The organism is Paenibacillus piri, assembly GCF_004354045.1.
Taxonomy (GTDB): domain Bacteria; phylum Bacillota; class Bacilli; order Paenibacillales; family NBRC-103111; genus Paenibacillus_S; species Paenibacillus_S piri.
In genome coordinates, this window is sequence record NZ_SMRT01000018.1 from 57171 (window position 1) to 75973 (window position 18803).

At 44.8% G+C, this 18803-nt stretch carries 18 protein-coding genes and 2 pseudogenes; 4 read left to right on the plus strand and 16 right to left on the minus strand.

Translation table 11 applies throughout. The annotated features are described in order from the left end of the window. Positions 1-69: 69 nt before the first annotated feature. The 3 genes from abc-f to E1757_RS28120 form a co-directional block, all read right to left on the minus strand. Positions 70-1989, minus strand: a complete 1920-nt coding sequence (gene abc-f / locus E1757_RS28115) for a ribosomal protection-like ABC-F family protein (protein WP_133234494.1) — start codon at positions 1987-1989, stop codon at positions 70-72. A 478-nt stretch (positions 1990-2467) separates the two neighbouring features. Then, the gene (locus E1757_RS37120; protein WP_342774607.1) at positions 2468-2719 is read right to left on the minus strand and encodes a DUF6756 family protein; all 252 of its coding nucleotides are present in this window, start codon (positions 2717-2719) and stop codon (positions 2468-2470) included. Between the two features lie 27 nt (positions 2720-2746). Continuing rightward, positions 2747-3343, minus strand: a complete 597-nt coding sequence (locus E1757_RS28120) for a class I SAM-dependent methyltransferase (protein ID WP_133234496.1) — start codon at positions 3341-3343, stop codon at positions 2747-2749. Between the two features lie 357 nt (positions 3344-3700). Here E1757_RS28120 and E1757_RS28125 point away from each other — a divergent pair, with 357 nt between their 5' ends. Further along, complete coding sequence (locus tag E1757_RS28125; RefSeq protein WP_133234498.1) at positions 3701-4483, plus strand: stalk domain-containing protein; 783 nt, start codon at positions 3701-3703, stop codon at positions 4481-4483. Positions 4484-4654: 171 nt separating this feature from the next. On the opposite strand, the gene E1757_RS37320 is transcribed toward E1757_RS28125, so the two are convergent. From E1757_RS37320 to E1757_RS28145, 4 genes are all read right to left on the minus strand, one after another. After that, positions 4655-4897, minus strand: coding sequence for a GNAT family N-acetyltransferase (locus E1757_RS37320; protein WP_133234694.1), 243 nt, complete (start codon positions 4895-4897; stop codon positions 4655-4657). Next, positions 4885-5100 (minus strand): hypothetical protein, encoded by a 216-nt coding sequence (locus tag E1757_RS28135; RefSeq protein WP_133234500.1) that lies wholly within the window; start codon positions 5098-5100, stop codon positions 4885-4887. The genes E1757_RS37320 and E1757_RS28135 overlap by 13 nt, the downstream gene beginning before the upstream one ends. A gap of 195 nt (positions 5101-5295) precedes the next feature. After that, the gene (locus E1757_RS28140) at positions 5296-5772 is read right to left on the minus strand and encodes a GyrI-like domain-containing protein (RefSeq protein ID WP_133234501.1); all 477 of its coding nucleotides are present in this window, start codon (positions 5770-5772) and stop codon (positions 5296-5298) included. Positions 5773-5886: 114 nt separating this feature from the next. Then, a complete protein-coding gene (locus E1757_RS28145) occupies positions 5887-6366 on the minus strand; it encodes a hypothetical protein (RefSeq protein WP_133234502.1) in 480 nt (159 codons plus the stop codon). 377 nt (positions 6367-6743) lie between these two features. Between E1757_RS28145 and E1757_RS28150 the strand changes: the two genes are divergently transcribed. Next, positions 6744-7712 (plus strand): helix-turn-helix transcriptional regulator, encoded by a 969-nt coding sequence (locus tag E1757_RS28150; protein WP_425464866.1) that lies wholly within the window; start codon positions 6744-6746, stop codon positions 7710-7712. 1210 nt (positions 7713-8922) lie between these two features. Here E1757_RS28150 and E1757_RS28155 read toward each other — a convergent pair. From E1757_RS28155 to E1757_RS28180, 6 genes and pseudogenes are all read right to left on the minus strand, one after another. Further along, complete coding sequence (locus E1757_RS28155) at positions 8923-10548, minus strand: extracellular solute-binding protein (RefSeq protein WP_246079602.1); 1626 nt, start codon at positions 10546-10548, stop codon at positions 8923-8925. Positions 10549-10628: 80 nt separating this feature from the next. After that, a complete protein-coding gene (locus E1757_RS28160) occupies positions 10629-11489 on the minus strand; it encodes a carbohydrate ABC transporter permease (RefSeq protein ID WP_133234503.1) in 861 nt (286 codons plus the stop codon). Between the two features lie 13 nt (positions 11490-11502). Continuing rightward, entirely contained in the window at positions 11503-12468 is a 966-nt protein-coding gene (locus tag E1757_RS28165) for an ABC transporter permease (RefSeq protein ID WP_342774602.1), read from the minus strand. A 120-nt stretch (positions 12469-12588) separates the two neighbouring features. After that, positions 12589-12768 (minus strand): annotated as a pseudogene (locus tag E1757_RS36675) (SDR family oxidoreductase); the annotation flags it as partial. An 85-nt stretch (positions 12769-12853) separates the two neighbouring features. Then, a complete protein-coding gene (locus E1757_RS28175; RefSeq protein ID WP_133234504.1) occupies positions 12854-14014 on the minus strand; it encodes a Gfo/Idh/MocA family protein in 1161 nt (386 codons plus the stop codon). Positions 14015-14037: 23 nt separating this feature from the next. Then, positions 14038-14727, minus strand: a complete 690-nt coding sequence (locus E1757_RS28180; protein WP_133234506.1) for a GntR family transcriptional regulator — start codon at positions 14725-14727, stop codon at positions 14038-14040. A gap of 363 nt (positions 14728-15090) precedes the next feature. Here E1757_RS28180 and E1757_RS28185 point away from each other — a divergent pair, with 363 nt between their 5' ends. Then, positions 15091-15999, plus strand: a complete 909-nt coding sequence (locus E1757_RS28185) for an AraC family transcriptional regulator (RefSeq protein ID WP_246079603.1) — start codon at positions 15091-15093, stop codon at positions 15997-15999. A gap of 45 nt (positions 16000-16044) precedes the next feature. Here the strand turns inward: E1757_RS28185 and E1757_RS36985 are convergent, their stop codons facing one another. Next, positions 16045-16173, minus strand: coding sequence for a hypothetical protein (locus tag E1757_RS36985; RefSeq protein ID WP_281282552.1), 129 nt, complete (start codon positions 16171-16173; stop codon positions 16045-16047). Positions 16174-16873: 700 nt separating this feature from the next. Between E1757_RS36985 and E1757_RS28190 the strand changes: the two are divergent. Then, positions 16874-17614: pseudogene (locus E1757_RS28190) on the plus strand (MerR family transcriptional regulator). 354 nt (positions 17615-17968) lie between these two features. Here the strand turns inward: E1757_RS28190 and E1757_RS28195 are convergent. Both E1757_RS28195 and E1757_RS36990 read right to left on the minus strand, forming a co-directional pair. Further along, positions 17969-18616: an HAD family hydrolase gene (locus tag E1757_RS28195; protein WP_133234508.1), complete on the minus strand. Its 648-nt coding sequence runs from the start codon at positions 18614-18616 to the stop codon at positions 17969-17971. Positions 18617-18658: 42 nt separating this feature from the next. Further along, positions 18659-18793 (minus strand): hypothetical protein, encoded by a 135-nt coding sequence (locus E1757_RS36990; RefSeq protein WP_281282546.1) that lies wholly within the window; start codon positions 18791-18793, stop codon positions 18659-18661. Positions 18794-18803 lie beyond the last annotated feature (10 nt).

Consider the following 18803-nt stretch of genomic DNA (forward strand, 5'->3'; position numbering starts at 1 on the left):
GTAACGGCAAGTTATAAGGGGCTGTCTCTCCGTACTTCCCTTGATACAGCCCCTTTTTCTAAATGCCGGCTATTCCCTCTGTTCCTTCACCCACCGCTCGATCAACCGATCCAGTCGCTCCCGAAGAACCTCGCTTTCCGCCCAGTCCCTCTCCAATCGGGATACCGCTTCCGCGCCTTGCCCCAGTTCACCAGGCGCGACCTCAAGCTCTGCAAGTCGTCGTTCCGTCTCTTCGATCTCCTCTTCGAGCTTCTTGCTGGCCTGATCCCCCTTCTCGCTTAGGATCGCGACCGGCGACGTGCGATTCGGTTCCAACCGCAATCGGCGCCGCTCTTCCACCTCGCCCGCAACAGATACAGCATTCCTTCGCCGGCTTTCCGCCTTATATTCATCAAAACCGCCTAGATAAACCGAGAGACGACCTCGATCCAACTCCCATATTTTCTGTGCCAGACGGTTCATGAGATACCGATCGTGGGTCACAATTAGAATCGTCCCCGGATAATCCCCCAACGCTTCTTCGAGCACCTCCCTCGACGCGATGTCCATATGATTCGTTGGTTCGTCTAGAATGAGCAGGTTCGGCTTTCTATTCACTAGCAACGCCAACCTTAGACGAGTCCATTCTCCGCCGGAGAGCAGACGAACAGGCTTAAACACGTCAGCACCGTAGAAAAGGTAGCCAGCCAATCGGTTTCGGGCTTCTCCTTCCTCTAGCCCGGCTTCACCTCGATAGTAGTCCAACACGGACTGTTCCGGATTGTCCGGGAGCTGCTGCTGGGCGAGATAACCGACGTCGACTCGGGACCCGAGCCGCGCCTCTCCACCGTCCGCGGAGACCTCTCCAAGTATAATCTTCAGAAGGGTCGACTTGCCGGAGCCGTTGTCCCCGACCAGTACCACTTTCTCGCCATAGTGAAGCTCTCCCGTTACACCCGCCAAAACGGTCTTCGACCAGTAATGCTTCTCCACGCAATCGAGGATGACGACTTGTTTCCCGGATCGCTCAGAAGGCCGCAGTTCGAACTCCGCTTCCTTGCGATTGATTGCGGGACGTTTCAGTTTCTCCATTCGGTCGAGTGCTTCCTGCATGCTGGCCGCCCTTCGGAAAAACTTTCCGTTATCGCCGATTCTCCCCCATTCCAGCAACTGCTTAATTATCTCACGCATTTTCTTTATCTTCTTCTGTTGCTCTTGGTAATCAGCGAACTGCCGGAGAAGTAGCTCCTCCTTTTCCTTCACATATCGAGTGTAGTTCGTATGGAACACGGTCGATTCCCCGTCCTCGAGCTCCACGATCTTCATAACGACTCTGTCGAGAAAGTAGCGGTCATGGGAAACAATTAGGCAAGCCCCCCTGTATTTCAGTAGAAACTCCTCTAGCCACTCCACGGCAGCCATATCGAGATGATTCGTCGGTTCGTCGAGCAGCAAAAGTTCGGGCTCCATCAGAAGCTGCGAGGCGAGGCCTACTTTCGTTCTCTCCCCTCCGGACAACGAATCGTATGCCCGGGAATACCATTTCCGGGGGATGCGCAAACCATCTGCAATCTGATCGATCCGGGCATCGAGCTCATAGCCCCCGTCCCGCTCGTAGCGTTCTTGTAGTTTCGCATACTCTACGAGCAAGGCTTCTAATCGTTCCTGAATCAGTTCCGGCGATGACATCGCCGATTCGAGCACTGCCATCCGCTCCCGGCAATCGAGCAGTTCCCGGAAGCCAGTCACCAGCACTTCCAGGACTGTCGTACCGGCTTCCATGTCCGGTATTTGCTGAAGATAGCCGACACGCGCATTCTTTCGAACAGCCAGCATTCCTTCGTCCGGACTGTCCAGTTTAGCAATCATGCTTAGCAAAGTGGTCTTTCCACACCCGTTGCGACCGACGAGCCCCGCCTTTTCACCGTGATTCAGCTCGAATGTTACGTTTTCCAGGACAAGTTGGGCAGCGTTGTATTTTTTTACGTTTTGACAATTTATCGTTAACAAGCGGGTTCCTCCTATTGCGAGGCCCTACCCGTCTTAGACCAATAAAAAAAGGACGCAGGGAAAATTCCCTACGCCCCGATCCGCTTAGATCCGTTCAGGTTAAGGTAGGAGCCTTTTCGCGATTAGTGAAATCGTATGGTTAAGAATAGACAGACTTCTCCTGTCTTGCTTATAACCATGAACGATGCCAGCCATCGCGATAGGCAGCCGGCTCACTTGATCATTCCCACACTCCCGATTCATCCTACCTTCACCTCCCTTTACGTACTTAGTTCCAAGTATACTACAGCCAAATACGCTTCGGCAAGCGTACTCCCAACCATAATTCTTGACTTTTTCAGCCACCCATCCGCTGCAAGGAAATTCCGCAAAAAACTTACCCTTATTTATGATACGGTTCTCCACGCTATCTGTAACGGCAAGTTTAAAGGCCATCCTTTGTGGGATGGCCTGCCCTATCAAATCTAAACAACTATACTCAATAACCTACCGAATTCCTTAAAGTAAGAATATTTTCCTGAAGGAACGTTTGATATTTTTCGACTCCTCTGTTTTTACACCAAACAATTGCGCTGAAAACATCGTAAATATCATAAAATGGCAGCACTCTTTCTCGAAGGATATTTTGAATGGCATCTATTTTTCCTTCACAAACCCAAAACTTAGGAAGTTCTCTTTTCTCCTCAGCAATGAAGAATACCGATTCATTTTTATCAACCAACTCAGTTATTACATAACAAAAGGTTTCACTACCACTTTATTCACTTTTTTTAAGCACAACTAGGTTTCCTTTCATTCCTTCACGGCTGAAACCAATACCGGTTACCATTTGAATTGGAAACAATTCTCCACGGTCAAAGTATTTACCAAAGTATCGATCGATTGCTTGTCCTGTCACAGGGACAAAATGACCCTCTTCTTTTTTTTCACGACAACCTCTGAGCAACATCATGCCACCCGGCTTGAGGATGCGGGCAATCTCTCGTGCAAATTGACCTCGTTCCTCTTCGGCAATTGAATGAAAACAGCCGCGATCATTTACAAAATCTACGGACTGGTCCTCAACCGGTAAATCTAAGACATTTCCATGACGCCAGTCAACCTGCACCCCAGCCTCCTTTGCCCGTTCAGCAGCGATCCTGAGAGCTTCTGCACTTAGATCCACTCCAATCATATTCAATCCGTGTTGGGCAAGAAAAACTGCTTCTCGACCAGCTCCACAACCAACATCCAAACCCACTGACTCCTTTGGAAAGTTTATAGTGGCAATAAAAGCAACCAACTCCTGTGACGGATACGAAAGATCCCACATATCCCGAAAGCTCCCATTGATATATGCTTCGTCCCAACTCATTTTTAACACCTGCCCATAAAAATTTTTTCCTTAATACCCATTCTGTCCAATCCATTAAATTTCCTGTAAAATGTACTCCTTTATTCTACAAAATGGCCCATTTGTTGAGTAAATATAATACCACACTCCCAAACTAACCTGCCCCATTACTTCAATGAGAATAGGAAGCAGTCTGCCGAGGCAGACTGCTCGTTTTGCCGTTCCACTAACGTACCCGTTAGTTCAACGGATCGCTGTTTACTGAGATCATTCAGAGCATTCTCCTGATAATGAGCTGGTAGAAGGAAGAGTTTTCATTCTTAAAAGTATTTGAAGAATTGCCGATAAGGAATATATAACCAGAAAAGGAGAAATCGAATGCATACTTTCTTTAAAAGAAAAATAAGAGTTGCTATGGCTACACTATTGATTTTTACACTAGGAAATGTTTCAGGGTTGTCGGCAAGTACTTCACTAAAGGAAATTAAAGCCTATCTAGATGAGAGCATTCACATTGTTGTCAAAGGAATCCCTTTTATCGTAAACGATGATGAGGGTAGACCGCTACCCCCAATTAATTATAATGGAAATATTTATCTTCCACTGAGAAGTGTCGCTGATGCGACTGGAATGAATGTTGAATGGGATGATTCTTCAAGAACAGCGAGAGTTGAAGAATATAAAAATAACATAAATGTTTCAGAATCTAAGTATATGCTGAAATCAAATGATAATAGAGTCCAAATTACCTTACCAGAAGTCTGGGAAAAATTCGCAGAAGTTAAAGTACAGGATGGATTTACTCTAGCAGCAAATTTTAATGATCGAAAGGATTTCTTGGCTATTGTTAGAGAAAAAAAAGACAATACAGATATTAAATCGCTGAATGATTATTCGATCAATGCTCTAATGGGAATGAACTCAGCATATTACATTAAAGAAGAGCTTATTAGTAAGCCAATCATTCAGGGATATCCAGCGAAACAATATGAGATTCACTCTTTAATAAATAATAAACGGTTTGTATATTTAATTACTTATATTGAAACCAAAGATTCGTTCTATCGACTTATTTTCTCTTGTACCCTGGATCACTATAACCAAGTTAAAGATGTCTATAAAGATATTTCAATGTCATTCAAAGAAATTAATAATAATTAAAATAGAGAACACTGAGGGTTACCTTGGTGTTATTTTACTTTGTAATCCATAGAACCGTTAAACTATCCTGCCCGTTTAGCGTGGAAACGGCAGCGATCGTCAGGGTCGGCTGCCGCGGTGTCTATATTCAGCTATCGTACCCGTTAGCTGAATATATATTGATTGAAATCGTTATGACACAATGGATAATTCCATAAATATTTCAGCAATATCATTATCATTGTATTTTGGTATCTCATAAAAGCCAAAACTTCGAAACACTGACATCGCTTTATAAGATTGTTTCTCAGTGTCCAACCTCAGCTTTATTACTCCAGCTTGTCTTGCAAATTCTATTATTTGGATCATCATGCTTTTGCCGTAACCTTTATCTTGATATTCAGGTAAGACGAAGAACCTCTTTATTTCACCAATTCTGTTTTATCGCGCCATTTGGATGGTAACGTAAGGAAGAATTTATACTTCTCATTTTCATACTTAATACTTTTTGTGGTTGCAGTCGTATCTTTTGAACAAGCGCTTAAAATCTGGATGGTGATAAATAGTAACAATACTGCACGAACTAACTTTACCATTGATGATCCCTCTTTTACACTTGAATACATTCTTTCACCCATTATGGGGTACCGCCAACAAAACGCGGAAAACGTACGCTAAGCGAAAATATCTTCAAACAAGCCGGAAATCCGCACGCTAAGGAAAACCGGCTTGTTTTGTGCAAGCGCGGGAGGTCAACTTTTATTGCAAGTTCGTCTAAGGTTTCAACCATTTGAGAATAAGAAAAAATCCTGTTTTCACAGGATTTTTTCTTATTATTTTTTAACCACAGGCACCCAAAATTCGCCGTAGAAAGTGCCGTCGCCGTTATCTTTGCGATAAGTCGCATTTGGACCGCCGATGTAAGCATAGTCAGTGATTTGGGCCAAGACTTCGCCAAAAGCACGGTAAGTCAGCTGATCAAACAAAGTTTCCTTGTCGCCATTTCCTGCGACCACGATGTACTCACTCTCTGGAAACTCGATGATGCGCGTTGCGTCAGCCACTGATTTGCCAGCTTCTACCGCGAAATAATTCCACGGTTTGCCTTGATAAACCTCGTTGACTGACCATTCGCGATCGTCTTTTGCGGCGTCCTTGAGCTTATCAAAACGCCCGTCAGCCTTGAGTCCGCCCCAAAACTCAGCTTTTTCCTTTTGCAAAGCTGGCATGTCTTGGAAATTCGAATGGATTGAAAAGCCATAAGCGGTCAATGTGAATGATTGTTTGTGTTCAATTGTGTAATCTGCCATGTGAGTGCTCCTTTTATCCAGATTTAACTTCTGAGAGGTCAGGCTCCGCTACAAAATTCCAACGATCCCTAAATCGATCAAACAAGAAGCCTTCTTTGCCACTAAAAGCTTGCATTAGCCTTTGACTTTTTTTGCACGAAGCCACATTTCGCCGTAGAATTCACCGTTTTCGGCTGCTTTGACGAATGTTGAGTTACCAGGACCAACGTATTTGTAGTCTGTGATTTCTTGCATCATGCCGCCGAAAACTTTGCCTGTGATTTCGTCAGCAAGGCGGTCTTTGTCAGCGCCTGTGCCAGGCACGACGAGGTAGTCGCCAGCGAGGAAATCGAGGACGACCGCGCCTTCCACGTCGAACTCACCCATCACGCCGAAGCCGCGCCAAGCCTTGCCGTCGATGACGTAGTTGATTTGATATTCTTGCCCGTCAGCGAGCGCGAGAAGTTCAGCAAGCTTGCCGTTTTCAGTGATTTCAGCTTTTTTCGCTGCAGTTTTTGCTGCATTACCTGCCCAGTCGTTGTAGTCTTCAAGTGAAACACCGAAAGCAGTCATTTTGTAGTTTTCTGAGATTGTTTTGATTGAGTAATTAGACATTTTGTTCTCTCCTCGTGGATTTATTTTTTACAAGATTGATTCTATTAGCTGAATGTATCAAAAAATGATACTATTTATTGCCTTTAAATTTTCAACACATCTATGGAGGAAATTTTTACATTTGAGAATGAAAACTAATGTTTATCAAGTCTTTAATCTCACTACTCGCCCTTGTGGTCGGATCGTGCTCTTTGGATATGGTGGGAAACTTGATGTCAGCGTAAATACTTTCAAAGACCTGGTCAGCACAAGCTGCTTTTACTAATTGAACTTTACAGCATTTCTGATTTTGTTTCATTTCATATTTTCAATCATAAAATGTAAATCTGTCAGTACTGACATTTTTTTTTTGCTATATATTTGATACAATAAAAATCATGAGGAAAACAGAACGAGTGAACCTGATCATGCGCTACATCAATAACCGCGCGCATTTTACGATTGCCGAGATTCAGCGGGAGTTCAAGATTTCCCGCGCGACGGCGATCCGCGACATTAACGAGATTCAGGCGATGGGTTTTCCGCTGACGACCGAGCTTGGGCGCGGTGGCGGCTACTCTGTCCTGCAAAATCAGTATCTGCCCGCCGTCCGCTTCACGCCAGAAGAGCTGAAGGCGATTTTTATCAGCTTTATCGCCTCGAAAAATTCGCAGCTGCCTTATCTGCAAAATCGCCGCTCAATCACTGAAAAACTCATCGGCATCGCGTCGCAAACCCAGCAAGACGAGCTGATCGAGCTGAATAATATCTTGCTTTTTGAAAATACAAATCCTGCCAATCCGAATCTTTTGGAGCTCGATGATGCAGCGCCTGCGGGGCTGAACCAGCTGATTTCGCTTGCTGTACGAGATAAGCACTTGCGCTTGACTTATGAGCTGAGTCCGGGCTGGCCGCAGTTGATGGACGTTTTTTTGCTGCATATTTTTAACTCGAACGCTCAGTGGCTGGTCGAGGTTTATGATTTTGATACGGATGAGTTTCGTTATTTGCCTGTTGAGATGCTGCGGGATTCGGCAATTTCTGAGCAGGAGATGAAATGGTCTGAGCAAGAGATTTTAAGCAAAAAACTGCTTGGCGCACGTGAGTCCAATCTTGTTGTGAAGCTAGATACGACTGGGATTCAGCGCTTTAAGCGTATGCACCCGCCGGGGATTATTTTGTCCTTTACTGGGATGTTTCAGTCGAGCGGAATTTTCAATGTTCAGTTGGATGTGACCGATGTTGGGGCGCTGGCGTATTATGCGGATTGGATTTTGTTTTTGGGGAAAGGGGTCGAGTTTGAACGGATTCCTGATGAGCTGCGCGTGATTTTGGAAGAGCGTTTAGGGGTACCGCCAACATTTTAACGAAATTTACGCTAATCCAATAAATGTAACCGGCTCAGTGTTTTTTCTTACTCTAAGCCGGTTCAGGCAATAAGAACGAGGTTCACTTTTATTCAATCTCTTGGGTATAAAGAGGGCGCAATGAATCGATGGAGAGGTTCCACCAAGAGTAGAATATTTTCTTTCTGATTTGGGTAATACTCTCTGACCAATTATCGATGCAATGGCAGAATGAGGATTAGGTTATCAAACAATGGTGAACAATTCTAATGAAACGAACGTAGCTTCGAGGTGAATTTGTTTGCAACTTCCTAAATCTTGTTTAACTATCCTGCCCTTTAGTTTAAAAGAGAGCTACCTCTCGGCAGCCCTGACGTTATTGAACTATAGTGTCCCTTTAACGCAATAAGGGAGCCAATACCTTTGTCGCACTAGAGCGCTTCATTGAACTTATCCTATAGTGCAGTAAGGTTAAGTCGGGAATGCCGTAGGATATATCATAGCTGTTTCCGACCCATATTGTGGCGGAATCTTACAAATCTCACATGTATTTCTGTTACCCCCACTGCTACAAAACCATTTTTCAACAGACAAGCCCTGGCGTCGGTAAAGCTTTTTCCTACAGCGATTAATGGAATGCATGGTTCGGCACTTCCTGTGATTGATATTTGGGTGATCGTAAAATGGCGATTATGGAATAAAGTAACAGAATCCACTTCTGTTCTACGACGACGTTTACGACCTTTACATATAAATGATGGAATAGACAGCATGGCATTTCCAATTCGTGTACTGATCATGCGATTTTGGTCAAATTTGTTATGTTTCTTTTCCCGGGACTTTCCCCCACATCCACACGAACATGACAACGTGATACACCTCCCTTAATCGAATTTGATTATGGTGTATCGTATGCAATAACTAGTTCAACTGCGTGGACAAGTATCATGTGAGAGTGTCCAGATGGAATCTGAACGCCCTTGTTGAGCATAACTCCCTCTATGGAGAATCGTTTAAAACCGCGATTTACGCGGCTATTAATGAGATAATGTTCTTGTCACCCGACATTTGTTTCAGTATGGTGGCTTGTTGTGTCACAATCAATCGCTTATATATTCTTAACCCGGCTTGTGAAATCTTGTGATTGGTTATCACTTCCCCCGAATTTTACTTTATTGGAAAAAAGAAACCGCTTCATAATGAAGCAGTTTCTAGATTATCAATTTACTTATTATTTACCATTCTGAGCCTTGTAATTCTTTACATACTCGTCTTGAACTGCCTGGCCACCCTGAGTCATGTACTGTTGAACCAATGTTTTATAAAGGCTATCCACTTCGGCTGGCTTAGCAACAATTAGTTTTGCAAGCATTTGAGCTGAAAGATTTCTAAGCTCTGCGTTGTTTTTTGCATCGGCTGCATTCGGTATTGAATAGAAGTAAGTCGTATAATAGTCCGTCATCCCTACCTTTAAAGCATTCTCTGCCTCCTTTTCATAACCAGGATATCCTGCAGAAATTGCTGCATTATTCTTCTGCTGATCACCAAGTTCGATACCGTTTGAAAGTATATCATAGTCGAGGTTGTTAGCAACCGTCATCATCTTTTCGCCTGTATTTGTTGTTCCTGTCTGTTTTGGAACACCATTAACCATGTTGTAGTCCACGCCTTCCTGACCGTTCTGGAGGAAGAGGGTTACCTTGGGATCAGCCATCCAGTTGAGGTACTGTATGGCAAGGTCAACATTCTTACTTGATTTAGGTATAATTATATACATACCATTTGGGCTGTACCCGTTTTTAGGATGTTTGCTTGCATCATTCTGCCATGGATCGATAGGAATAAGCTCAGCGCCAGGAACGTTTTTTGCAAGGTTGGCATAGGTGCCGGGAGCTGTCCTGTACGGACCGTCCCAGTTAGTCTGGAATGCTCCGACTTTTCCATTGGAAATATCCGCATCCAACAGTTTTCCATCCTTGTCAGTTGCGAAATTCGGGCTAATCAAGCCTGCATTATACATCTTGTTCATATATTGAACAGCTTTATCAAACCCTGGCATACTCCAATTTGCCTGCCAAATAGCTTGCGGCTGAAGCGTAGCAAACTGTTCTTCAGTAAGGTTAGATGGTTTAAAGGCTTCCGGTACATAGCCCAGCCCGGGATTTTGAGGTTGCAGTGAGTAGCCATATGGAATAACTCCGGTTACATTTCCAGGGTTTTTCTCTTTGAATGCAACCATGGTGTTATAGAATTGTTCCGATGTAGTAGGAACAGGAAGACCCAGTTTATCGAGCCAGTCTTTACGGATAAACGTATTTGAACCTGCGAGAACAGTCCTCTTGCCTGGTACAGAATATTGCTTGCCATTAAATTTACCATACTTTAATACATCATCGCCAAGATACTTTGTAAGCGTAGGTCCATATTGCTTGAGAACGGAATCAAGCTCTGCCAAACCACCCTGCTGTACATAATTATAAACAACGCCCTGGTTGTATGTGTAGGAAATGTCAGGCGCCTCGCCGGCTGCCATCAATACATTCAACTTGTCTACTTCCTGGGCTCTAGGAACTGAAACAAACTTTACTGTAGCATTAAACTGCTTGCCGAAATTATCGTTGATATACTTTGTCCAGAAGTTATTATTCAAATCCGGCTGACCAGGCTTGCCTCTGTCGAAAACTTCGACAGTTAATGTCCGATGTTCTTTTGGAGCACTTGCTTTACTATCTTGTGTACTTGCTTTACCATCTTGTGCGCCGCTTGGCGAATTACTCTGACACCCGGCCAATATAGACGACGCAATTGTTAGCGCTGCCACAGAAATGCAGATAGGTCTTACTGCCTTTGCCTTCAAAGAAACCACTCCTTTTTGATATTATCAAATTATATATAAATTCGCGAACTGGATGAAATAATCCATTTCACGTACCCATATCAACCTTTAACGGCACCAATCATAATGCCGGATACAAAGTACTTCTGGAGCCACGGATACACCAGAAGAATCGGAATTGTACCAAACATAATACTTGCCGCTTTCAATGCCTCTGAAGGCAGATTTACATTGACATTCTCACCGGTCATTTGCTGCGAAAGATTGATGACATTATACAGCTTAAGCTGTATCGTATATAATTTCTGCTCCGTAATGTAGAAAAGGGCATCCTGAAAATAATTCCACCTGAATACCGCATATAGTAAGCTGACTGTGGCAAGCGCCGGTTTGGAAAGAGGCAGCACAATCTTGAGCAGAATCTGCAGCTCGTTGCATCCGTCCAGGTGTGCAGCTTCCTCCAGGCCTTCAGGCAAGCTCTGGAAGAACGATTTCAATATGATCATATAGTATACGCTCATCATCCCCGGAAGAATTAGCGCATACGAAGTGTTCAGCAGACTCAGATTTTTAACATTCAGATAATCAGGAATCAAACCGCCGCTAAAATACATGGTAAATAACATCATTAGCAATAAAAAGCTTCTGCCCTTGAGTCTTTTTTTAGTCAGCGGGTACGCCGCCAATATGGTAACCGTCAATGCAAGGAGCACAAATACAGCCGTCAGGACCACTGTATAAAACAATGAATACAGCATGCTGGCGTCACCGAACACAACTTTATAGGCTTCTATATTAAAGTCTATGGGGTAGATGGTAACTGCCTGAGATATTATCGCTCTATTGGAGCTAAGTGATTGCGAAAGAATATAGAGAAAAGGGACCAGACATACAAAAACCGCAAGTAAAACAGTAAATGCCGCTGTATAGTCAAAAATTTTATTTTTTATATTTTGTGCCATTGTCAGTACCTCCTCACCAAATGCCATTTTCGCCTAGTTTGCGCGTAATATAATTGGAAGTTATCAGGAATATTAAGCAGATAACAGACTGGAACAGGCCGACGGCCGCACCGACTGAAAAGTTCGCAGATTGAATACCTACACGATAAACATAGGTGCTGATAACGTCGCCAAAGTCCATAACAAGGTTGTTTTGAATGGTGAATGGACGGTCGAAGTTGATAGCCATAATATTGCCGAGCTGCAGGATCAGAAGGATCGCAATGGTTGGTCTGATACCCGGCAGCGTAATATGCCAAATCTTCCTCAGTCTTCCTGCCCCATCTGCTTCAGCAGCCTCATACAACTGCTTGTCGATTCCCGTCATAGCTGCAAGATACAAAATTGTACCCCAGCCTGCGTTCTGCCACACTCCAACCAAAGTATAAGTTGCCACCCATGCATATTTGTTCGTAAGGAACGGTAATGATTCTCCCCCCATGTTGTTAATTAACGAGTTTAACATCCCCGTAGGAGAAAGCAGCTGAGTAACAATTCCGCCGATAATAACCCAGGAAAGGAAATGCGGCAAATACAGGATGGTCTGGCTTACTTTTTTAAACTTGTTCCATACAAGTTCATTGATTAAAATGGCCAAAATGATCGGCGCTGGAAATCCCACAATCAAATCCAAACCGTTAAGCATCAAAGTGTTTCTGACAACCTGATAAAATTGTTCTGTTACAAAAATTTGCTTGAATGTTGCAAAGTTATTCCACGGACTCATGTTGACGCCCTGAAAAATGTTGTAATCTTTAAAAGCAATCTGTATGCCATACATGGGAGCATATTTAAATGTCAGAATATATGCAACAGGGATGATCAACATAAAGTAAAGTATAAAATCATGCTTGATATAGTAAAACAATCCTTTCTTTTTTTTCAACGGCTTTACAATGCTATTTTCATCCAAAGCAATACTGCTATTCATTGCTTTCATAAACTACAACCCCCATTCTAGTTTCTCAACTCGCTCAGAATTAAATTTATACTTATAGAGCCTGTTCAAAAAGCAGCTGCAGCTTGAGCTCGCTTCCCTACCACTAGTCAGTGGTGCTGATCCCGAGTAGGATATAAACCCGCCGTCTACCGGCACCGTGATACCGGTTACAAAACCGGACATATTATCGTCCGCAAGCCACAATAACGTGCCCATAAGATCTTCAGGCTTTCCGAATCTCCTCATTGGCGTATGGGTTATAAATTTATGAGACCGGACGGTTAAAGAGCCGTCTTCGTTTCCTTTTCACAAACCAGGCCGGCTTTCCTTTCGGGGCGCGATTCATGCGTCTTGTGCTTGCATAGCATTCATCTCCTGTTTTGTGTTATTTCTTATAATCGCTGCCGAGCGTAATCTCGTTCTTCGAGAAGGAAACTACCGACGAGGTCTTCTCGTAAAAATGCGGAGCGTTCGCGAGCAAGCTGTCTCTCGAATAGAGCAGGCTGTCCTTAGTTAAAGGCAGGCTTACGCTCTTGCCTGTAGCCGCCGCTTCATAGATGGCCGTGATCAGCTCCAACGTTTTGCGTCCTTCACGGCCGTCAATGAGTACCTTCAGCGATCCGCTTTCGATCGCATACATCACATCGTTGATTTGTCCGGCGTGCCCGGTATAAGGGAGATCTGCCATGCTGTTGTACGTGTTCTCAAGCTCCTCCTCGAGCGCGGTGTTCCGAAACGGAAATCCGTTCTCCTTGGAGGTGGATGCATAAACCTTCCAGGGTGCGGAAATTCTTGCCTTTTCCCCTTGGAATATAAGCTGCTGTTCCTCTCCGTGATGCACGACAGAGCTTGTAATTTGCGCCAGGCTTCCGTTGCCGTAAGAAAGAATGGCTATGGAAATGTCTTCGACTTCCGCGTTATCATGCGACGTATTGCTCATCACCGCATGGACTTTGTCCGGCATCCCCATCATCCACTGCAGCATGTCAATATGATGAACGGCGTGGTTCAGCGTACAGCCTCCGCCTTCCTTTTCCCAAGTGCCTCTCCACCACAGATCGTAATAGCAGTGCCCTCTCCACCAGTGGGAATCGACTTGTGCATGTATGATTTTGCCTAACTTTCCGGTGTCGAGCGTGCGCTTCAGCTTCATGATCGGATCCCTGAACCGATTTTGCCCAATTACGGACAAAATGCGCTTCGACTCTGAAGCCGCTTCCAGCATGCGGTCACATTCTTCCAAGGAAGAAGACATCGGCTTCTCTACCAATACATGCTTTCCGGCACGCGAAAAGTCGATAGCGATTTGAGCATGCGTATACGGCGGGGTGCAGATCGACACCAGATCGATATCGCTGTCCAGCAGTTCACGGTAGTCTTGTTCGACCCTACAGTCGAGCTGAAATTTCTCTTTATACCGGACTGCCTTTTCCTCGTAAATGTCACATAACGCAACGACTTGGCATCTTCCCTTAAACGAGGACACATACGCCTCCAGATGCGAATTTGCGATTCCGCCGGTCCCGATAACAGCTACTTTAATCATCGTCTATCACTCCTTAGATTTATTTAAAATTTAAAAAGTTTGGCGTACTTTTGTTTTAAATATTCTTTTTCAATCACTACCAGCTCCAAATGATCTCTTAATATTTTTTCCGCTTGGTCGGGAGCCTTCTCCTTGATGGCGCGAACAATTCCATGATGTTGGGCAAGTATGATTTGCCAGTCGGAATCGGAAGCAAGCCGTAAAAACCGGATGCGATTGTCATGCGTTGCTATTTGTTGAATAAGTCCCCACGTACGGGCCCGACCGCAGCCGATCATAATCGCTTTGTGAAACTCTTCATCGAGCTCAAACAGACGCCCGTAATTCTGTTCGGATTCGCACAGTTCCTGCAGCGAGACGAGATTTTGCAGATGAAGCACCTGTTCCTTGCCGAGCAGCTCACATGCTTCCCGAACAACGGCGGATTCCAAAGTTTTTCTGACAAACCGGGATTCTTCCGCATGCTGCAAATCGATAAGCGATATGATAGAGCCCTTCTGAGGAGTGGTTTCGATTAATTCCTCCTGAGTGAGTTTAACCAATGCTTCACGAATCGGCGTCCTGCTCACTTGGAGCATTTCGACCAGTTCTTTTTCCGAGATAAATCGCCCCGGCTCGAGTCTCAGCTCCATGATGTTTTTCTTCAAGGTTTCGTAAACGAAATCCCGTATGAGTCCTCTTTTGTCTCTTAAAGCGTCAATCTGAATACTCATAAGACCCTCCCGCCCGCGGAAAGACGAGCCGCCATTCATACTTCAAGCGTTTCCAAACAAAATCAGGATGACTAGTACCCTAGTATACAAGATTGAGGGAAGTGAACCGGATAGCTTTATAAGCTTAAACTGCCGCCCTCTTTGCATGGATTCATTCTTCCAGCCATAATATGCTGATGACGCCTTGCGAATAGATTTTTTGTTGCCTTTGGCGATTGATAATACTAACATACCACCATTACAGCGGAGTTGACGATGCGCTAATCGCGAAAAACAATTACCCATTTCTTGCATTTCCTCGCAATTGAAAACGCTGTATAATGGGATTGGGAATAGATCGGATGAATAAGGGGGACGTATACTATGTTTGTAATGATCGCTGATTCCGTTGAACTGGGCAGGCTTCCCGATGTTCGAATGTCCTTTCATCTGATGGGGCTGCATGTTCGCGAAGTGGGTTCCCGGTGGACATATCCATCCCATGAACACCCTATGTACGAGCTTCATTGGATGATCGAAGGGGACATGCAGATGGTCGTTGAAGGCCAGATTTACGATCAAAAAAAGGGAGACCTGCTTCTCATACGTCCGGGAATCATCCATTCGTGCAAGTCGGCAGCCTCGCATGGCTTCACTTATTTTTGCGTGCATTTCAGCGTAGCCGATCCCGCTTTCTCCAAGGAGCTTGAGCGCCATCAAGCCGCCTGTTACGAAGCAGCTTCTCCCCTTGTCAAGGAATTGGCCCCCTTTCTAACGGACTTATGCAATCTTGCGACTGAAAACAGGAGTCGATCGCTTTCCGCCGCAAAAAGCATGAAGGTGTACGCAGCCGTGTTTGAGCTTTTGGGAACTTTGGTGGAGCAGCTGTCACAAACCGACAACGTCGTGCTTACGAAAAAGGAATTGCTGGCCGGCCGCATCGCCGAATATATTGAGAATTCGATCCGTAGCAGCCTGCTTCATCGCCAAATGGAAGATAGCGAAAGAACATTCGTCCAAGATATAGCCGAATCCTTAAAATTGAGTCCGTCCCATGTGAATCGGATATTTCAACAGGTTTACGGGAAAGCTCCCCGAAAATATATGTCGGAAATTTTGTTAAGCGAGGCCCAGCGTCTGTTGCTTCAGACGGACCTATCCATTGATCATATAGCCATGATGCTTGGGTATAAAACAAGCGCCCACTTCTGCCGCCAATTTAAGCGCTGGACCGCCATGACCCCGAGCGGATACAGAAGCTGCGCAGAGCGTGAAATCCCGAAAGAACGATAAAGCAGCCCCGGTTCAGAGCCGCTTTTTGCCGGTTCTATATCCAGACTAACGCCTTTTTCCCGTCTCCAGAGCTTGAACGATCCGTTTCACATCGTAGATGTTGCCTCTCCATGTGCCGCTGCTGAGCGACTGCAGTGCGGCCCACAGCCTGGTACGGCGATGGATCGGTTCCATCTCCAGACTCCCGTACCCGTAATAACTCTGAACCAAATGATCGATTAAAGAAGTTGGTCGGAATAATCTTTTCGTTCGTCATTACGATGTTATGTAACCATCGTCGGGAATGGGATAATATTCTTGTCAATTTGTTTCAAAAGGAACACTCCAATCGCGAGTAGTAAGGGTCATCCCCGGGGTGATCCAGCCGCACCTTCCGATACGGCTACCTTGTTACGACTCCCCCCCAATGATCTCCCCACCTTCGGCGGCTAGCTCCTTATGGTTACAGCGGCAACATACATTGGGAATTTATTAATCCCATGGGCTGTTGCTTTTTTCTTTTCCAATTCAAAGCCCATTACATACGCCTTTACTTTTCTACTAATTTGGGGATTTTGTTTTGTATACTTACTATACTAATCAAGCCAAGAAGCGTAACCGTAATTAACTTTTTCAATATCGAAAATGTCACCCTTTCTTCTCCGTTAGCGCAATCAAGCTCTTCATTCCTCCACTATATATGAATACACCTAATTCCATCTTTAAATCTCCGAAACACTCCTCTTCCTTGCATGGCACCAAATATAGCTTCTCTAATGTCTTCATCCTCTAGAGTCCCAACATTTTCGTGGTTTCTTCTGACTGGATGAAATCTTGGCGTTGACTCTCACGTTGCGTGATACTCTATAATCGGTGTTGAAGGAGGTCATAACAATTGAGGGTAAAAGAAGTAGCAGATTTAGTCGGTATTAGCGTCCGTACGCTGCACCATTATGATGAAATTGGATTGTTAATACCCGCTCAGGTAACAGACGCCGGTTATCGCCTATACTCCGACACCAATCTCGAGATGCTGCAACAAATCCTGTTCTTTAGAGAAATCGGCCTCCCGCTAAAAAGAATTAGTGAGATTATCAACGACCCGTCATTCGATCGACTGGAAGCGTTGGAATTGCATCGAAAGATGCTACTCGATAAACGTGCCCACCTTGATAAAATGATAGCGACGATTGATAAGACAATACGGTACACGAAAGGAGAGATTCAAATGTCAAACAAAGAGAAATTTGAAGGCTTTGATTTTAGCCATAACCCATACGAACAGGAAGCACGGGAACGTTGGGGTGATGAGGCCGTCGACAAGGCTAACGCTTCAATTGGAAGCCTGTCTAGGGAAGAACAAGCAGGAATGACTGAAGAAATGGTTGCGATTTTCGAATAAATTGCGGCCGTTCGGAACTGCGCCCCTGAATCAGAAGAAGCTCAAGCGGCAATTGGTGAATGGTATCAATTTTTGAATAGCAAGGGCCACTACTACTCGCTCGAAGCTTTCAAAGGATTAGGGCAACTGTATGTGGATGATGGACGGTTCACTAAAAACATCGACCAGTTTGGTGACGGTCTGGCAGCATTCATGCGCGAAGCGATGGCAGTATACGCCGATAATTCTAAATAATCTATTACAGTAACCTGCCCTTTAGTTTAATGAAAAGGGAGCTGCTACCAGCCGCGGCGAACTGCTCCCTTAACCTTCCACTAGCGTTGCCAGTTGCTTCAATAAAACAAGGGACTGTTGCCGGCCGCGGCGATCTGTCTCCCTTGTTTTTGCACTATCGTGTCCCGTTAGAGTCTAACAAAGTAATCCGTTTTTGACCGACAGCCTATGTGTCTGTGTGTAGCCTGTTTTCGCATATTGATTCGAATGGATGTATGTTCTTGTCCTCTTACATATTTGGTGTCATATAGTCAAGTTCCTTTGGCAGCCCTTCAAATAAGGCTCACCTTCTATTGGCGAACCTTTAATCTACTATCACGAGCCGGTTACATTCAGGATAATGTCCTTTAGTTCAATCAGAGCCTTGATTCGATAGCTGGCCTGTGAAAAGTCATGTGTTTTTGTGAAGTCGTTATGGACAATAGCACAGTCGATACCAGCCGCCACCGCTGAGTTCAACCCTCTGTTTGAATCCTCTACAACCAGGGTCTCTTCTTTGGTAGCTCCGAAGCGCTTTAGGCCGGTCAAGTATGGTTCCGGGTGCGGCTTGGTGCGCTCGTAGTCTTCGCGAACAAGGACGAATTCCATGAATTGTCTAATCTGGCGCTGTTCATGAATAAGTTGAAAATCCGCACGTTTTGCAGTCGTCACGATGGCCATGCGGACGTACTTTGACAGTTCGGCTAGAGTTTCAACTACGCCTTCAATCTCTATGGCTTCTGTTTTTAGATATTCCTGATAATAGACGTTACGGACCTCACGCTGCTTACTGATGGTCTGTTCATCAATACCTGCCGCCCTAGCTTGGGACCAAGTGCCCAATGACTGGGTCATGTCGCGGAGGTATTGATCTTTATCCAAGGTAAATCCAATGTCAGCCAGAGCGCGTTCTCCCGCTTTGTAATACCAGAATTCAGTATCAACCAGAACACCATCATGATCGAAGAGTATGTACTTTTTCATTGTTTCGTTCTCCTTTGTCAGTTGCGGCAACCATGCGTGCCATCACGCCGTTATTTGATACCATTTGTATTTCAATCTGGCTCCAGTAGGATCGTTGAATGGTTTTCTGGTCATCCCTGTCAATTGATAAGCCAGCGTGAACAGCAGCGCTCTATATTGATCGTACAGTTCCTCCATCCGCCGCCTC

What these genes read in the sequence shown, in the direction of transcription:
- E1757_RS28120 (WP_133234496.1), bottom strand. Translation starts at nt 3,343, where the DNA reads ATGAGTTGGGACGAAGCATATATCAATGGGAGCTTTCGGGATATGTGG.
- E1757_RS28125 (WP_133234498.1), top strand. Translation starts at nt 3,701, where the DNA reads ATGCATACTTTCTTTAAAAGAAAAATAAGAGTTGCTATGGCTACACTA.
- E1757_RS28135 (WP_133234500.1), bottom strand. Translation starts at nt 5,100, where the DNA reads ATGGGTGAAAGAATGTATTCAAGTGTAAAAGAGGGATCATCAATGGTA.
- E1757_RS28140 (WP_133234501.1), bottom strand. Translation starts at nt 5,772, where the DNA reads ATGGCAGATTACACAATTGAACACAAACAATCATTCACATTGACCGCT.
- E1757_RS28145 (WP_133234502.1), bottom strand. Translation starts at nt 6,366, where the DNA reads ATGTCTAATTACTCAATCAAAACAATCTCAGAAAACTACAAAATGACT.
- E1757_RS28150 (WP_425464866.1), top strand. Translation starts at nt 6,744, where the DNA reads ATGAGGAAAACAGAACGAGTGAACCTGATCATGCGCTACATCAATAAC.
- E1757_RS28160 (WP_133234503.1), bottom strand. Translation starts at nt 11,489, where the DNA reads ATGGCACAAAATATAAAAAATAAAATTTTTGACTATACAGCGGCATTT.
- E1757_RS28165 (WP_342774602.1), bottom strand. Translation starts at nt 12,468, where the DNA reads ATGAAAGCAATGAATAGCAGTATTGCTTTGGATGAAAATAGCATTGTA.
- E1757_RS28175 (WP_133234504.1), bottom strand. Translation starts at nt 14,014, where the DNA reads ATGATTAAAGTAGCTGTTATCGGGACCGGCGGAATCGCAAATTCGCAT.
- E1757_RS28180 (WP_133234506.1), bottom strand. Translation starts at nt 14,727, where the DNA reads ATGAGTATTCAGATTGACGCTTTAAGAGACAAAAGAGGACTCATACGG.
- E1757_RS28185 (WP_246079603.1), top strand. Translation starts at nt 15,091, where the DNA reads ATGTTTGTAATGATCGCTGATTCCGTTGAACTGGGCAGGCTTCCCGAT.
- E1757_RS36985 (WP_281282552.1), bottom strand. Translation starts at nt 16,173, where the DNA reads ATGGAACCGATCCATCGCCGTACCAGGCTGTGGGCCGCACTGCAGTCG.
- E1757_RS28195 (WP_133234508.1), bottom strand. Translation starts at nt 18,616, where the DNA reads ATGAAAAAGTACATACTCTTCGATCATGATGGTGTTCTGGTTGATACT.
- E1757_RS36990 (WP_281282546.1), bottom strand. Translation starts at nt 18,793, where the DNA reads ATGGAGGAACTGTACGATCAATATAGAGCGCTGCTGTTCACGCTGGCT.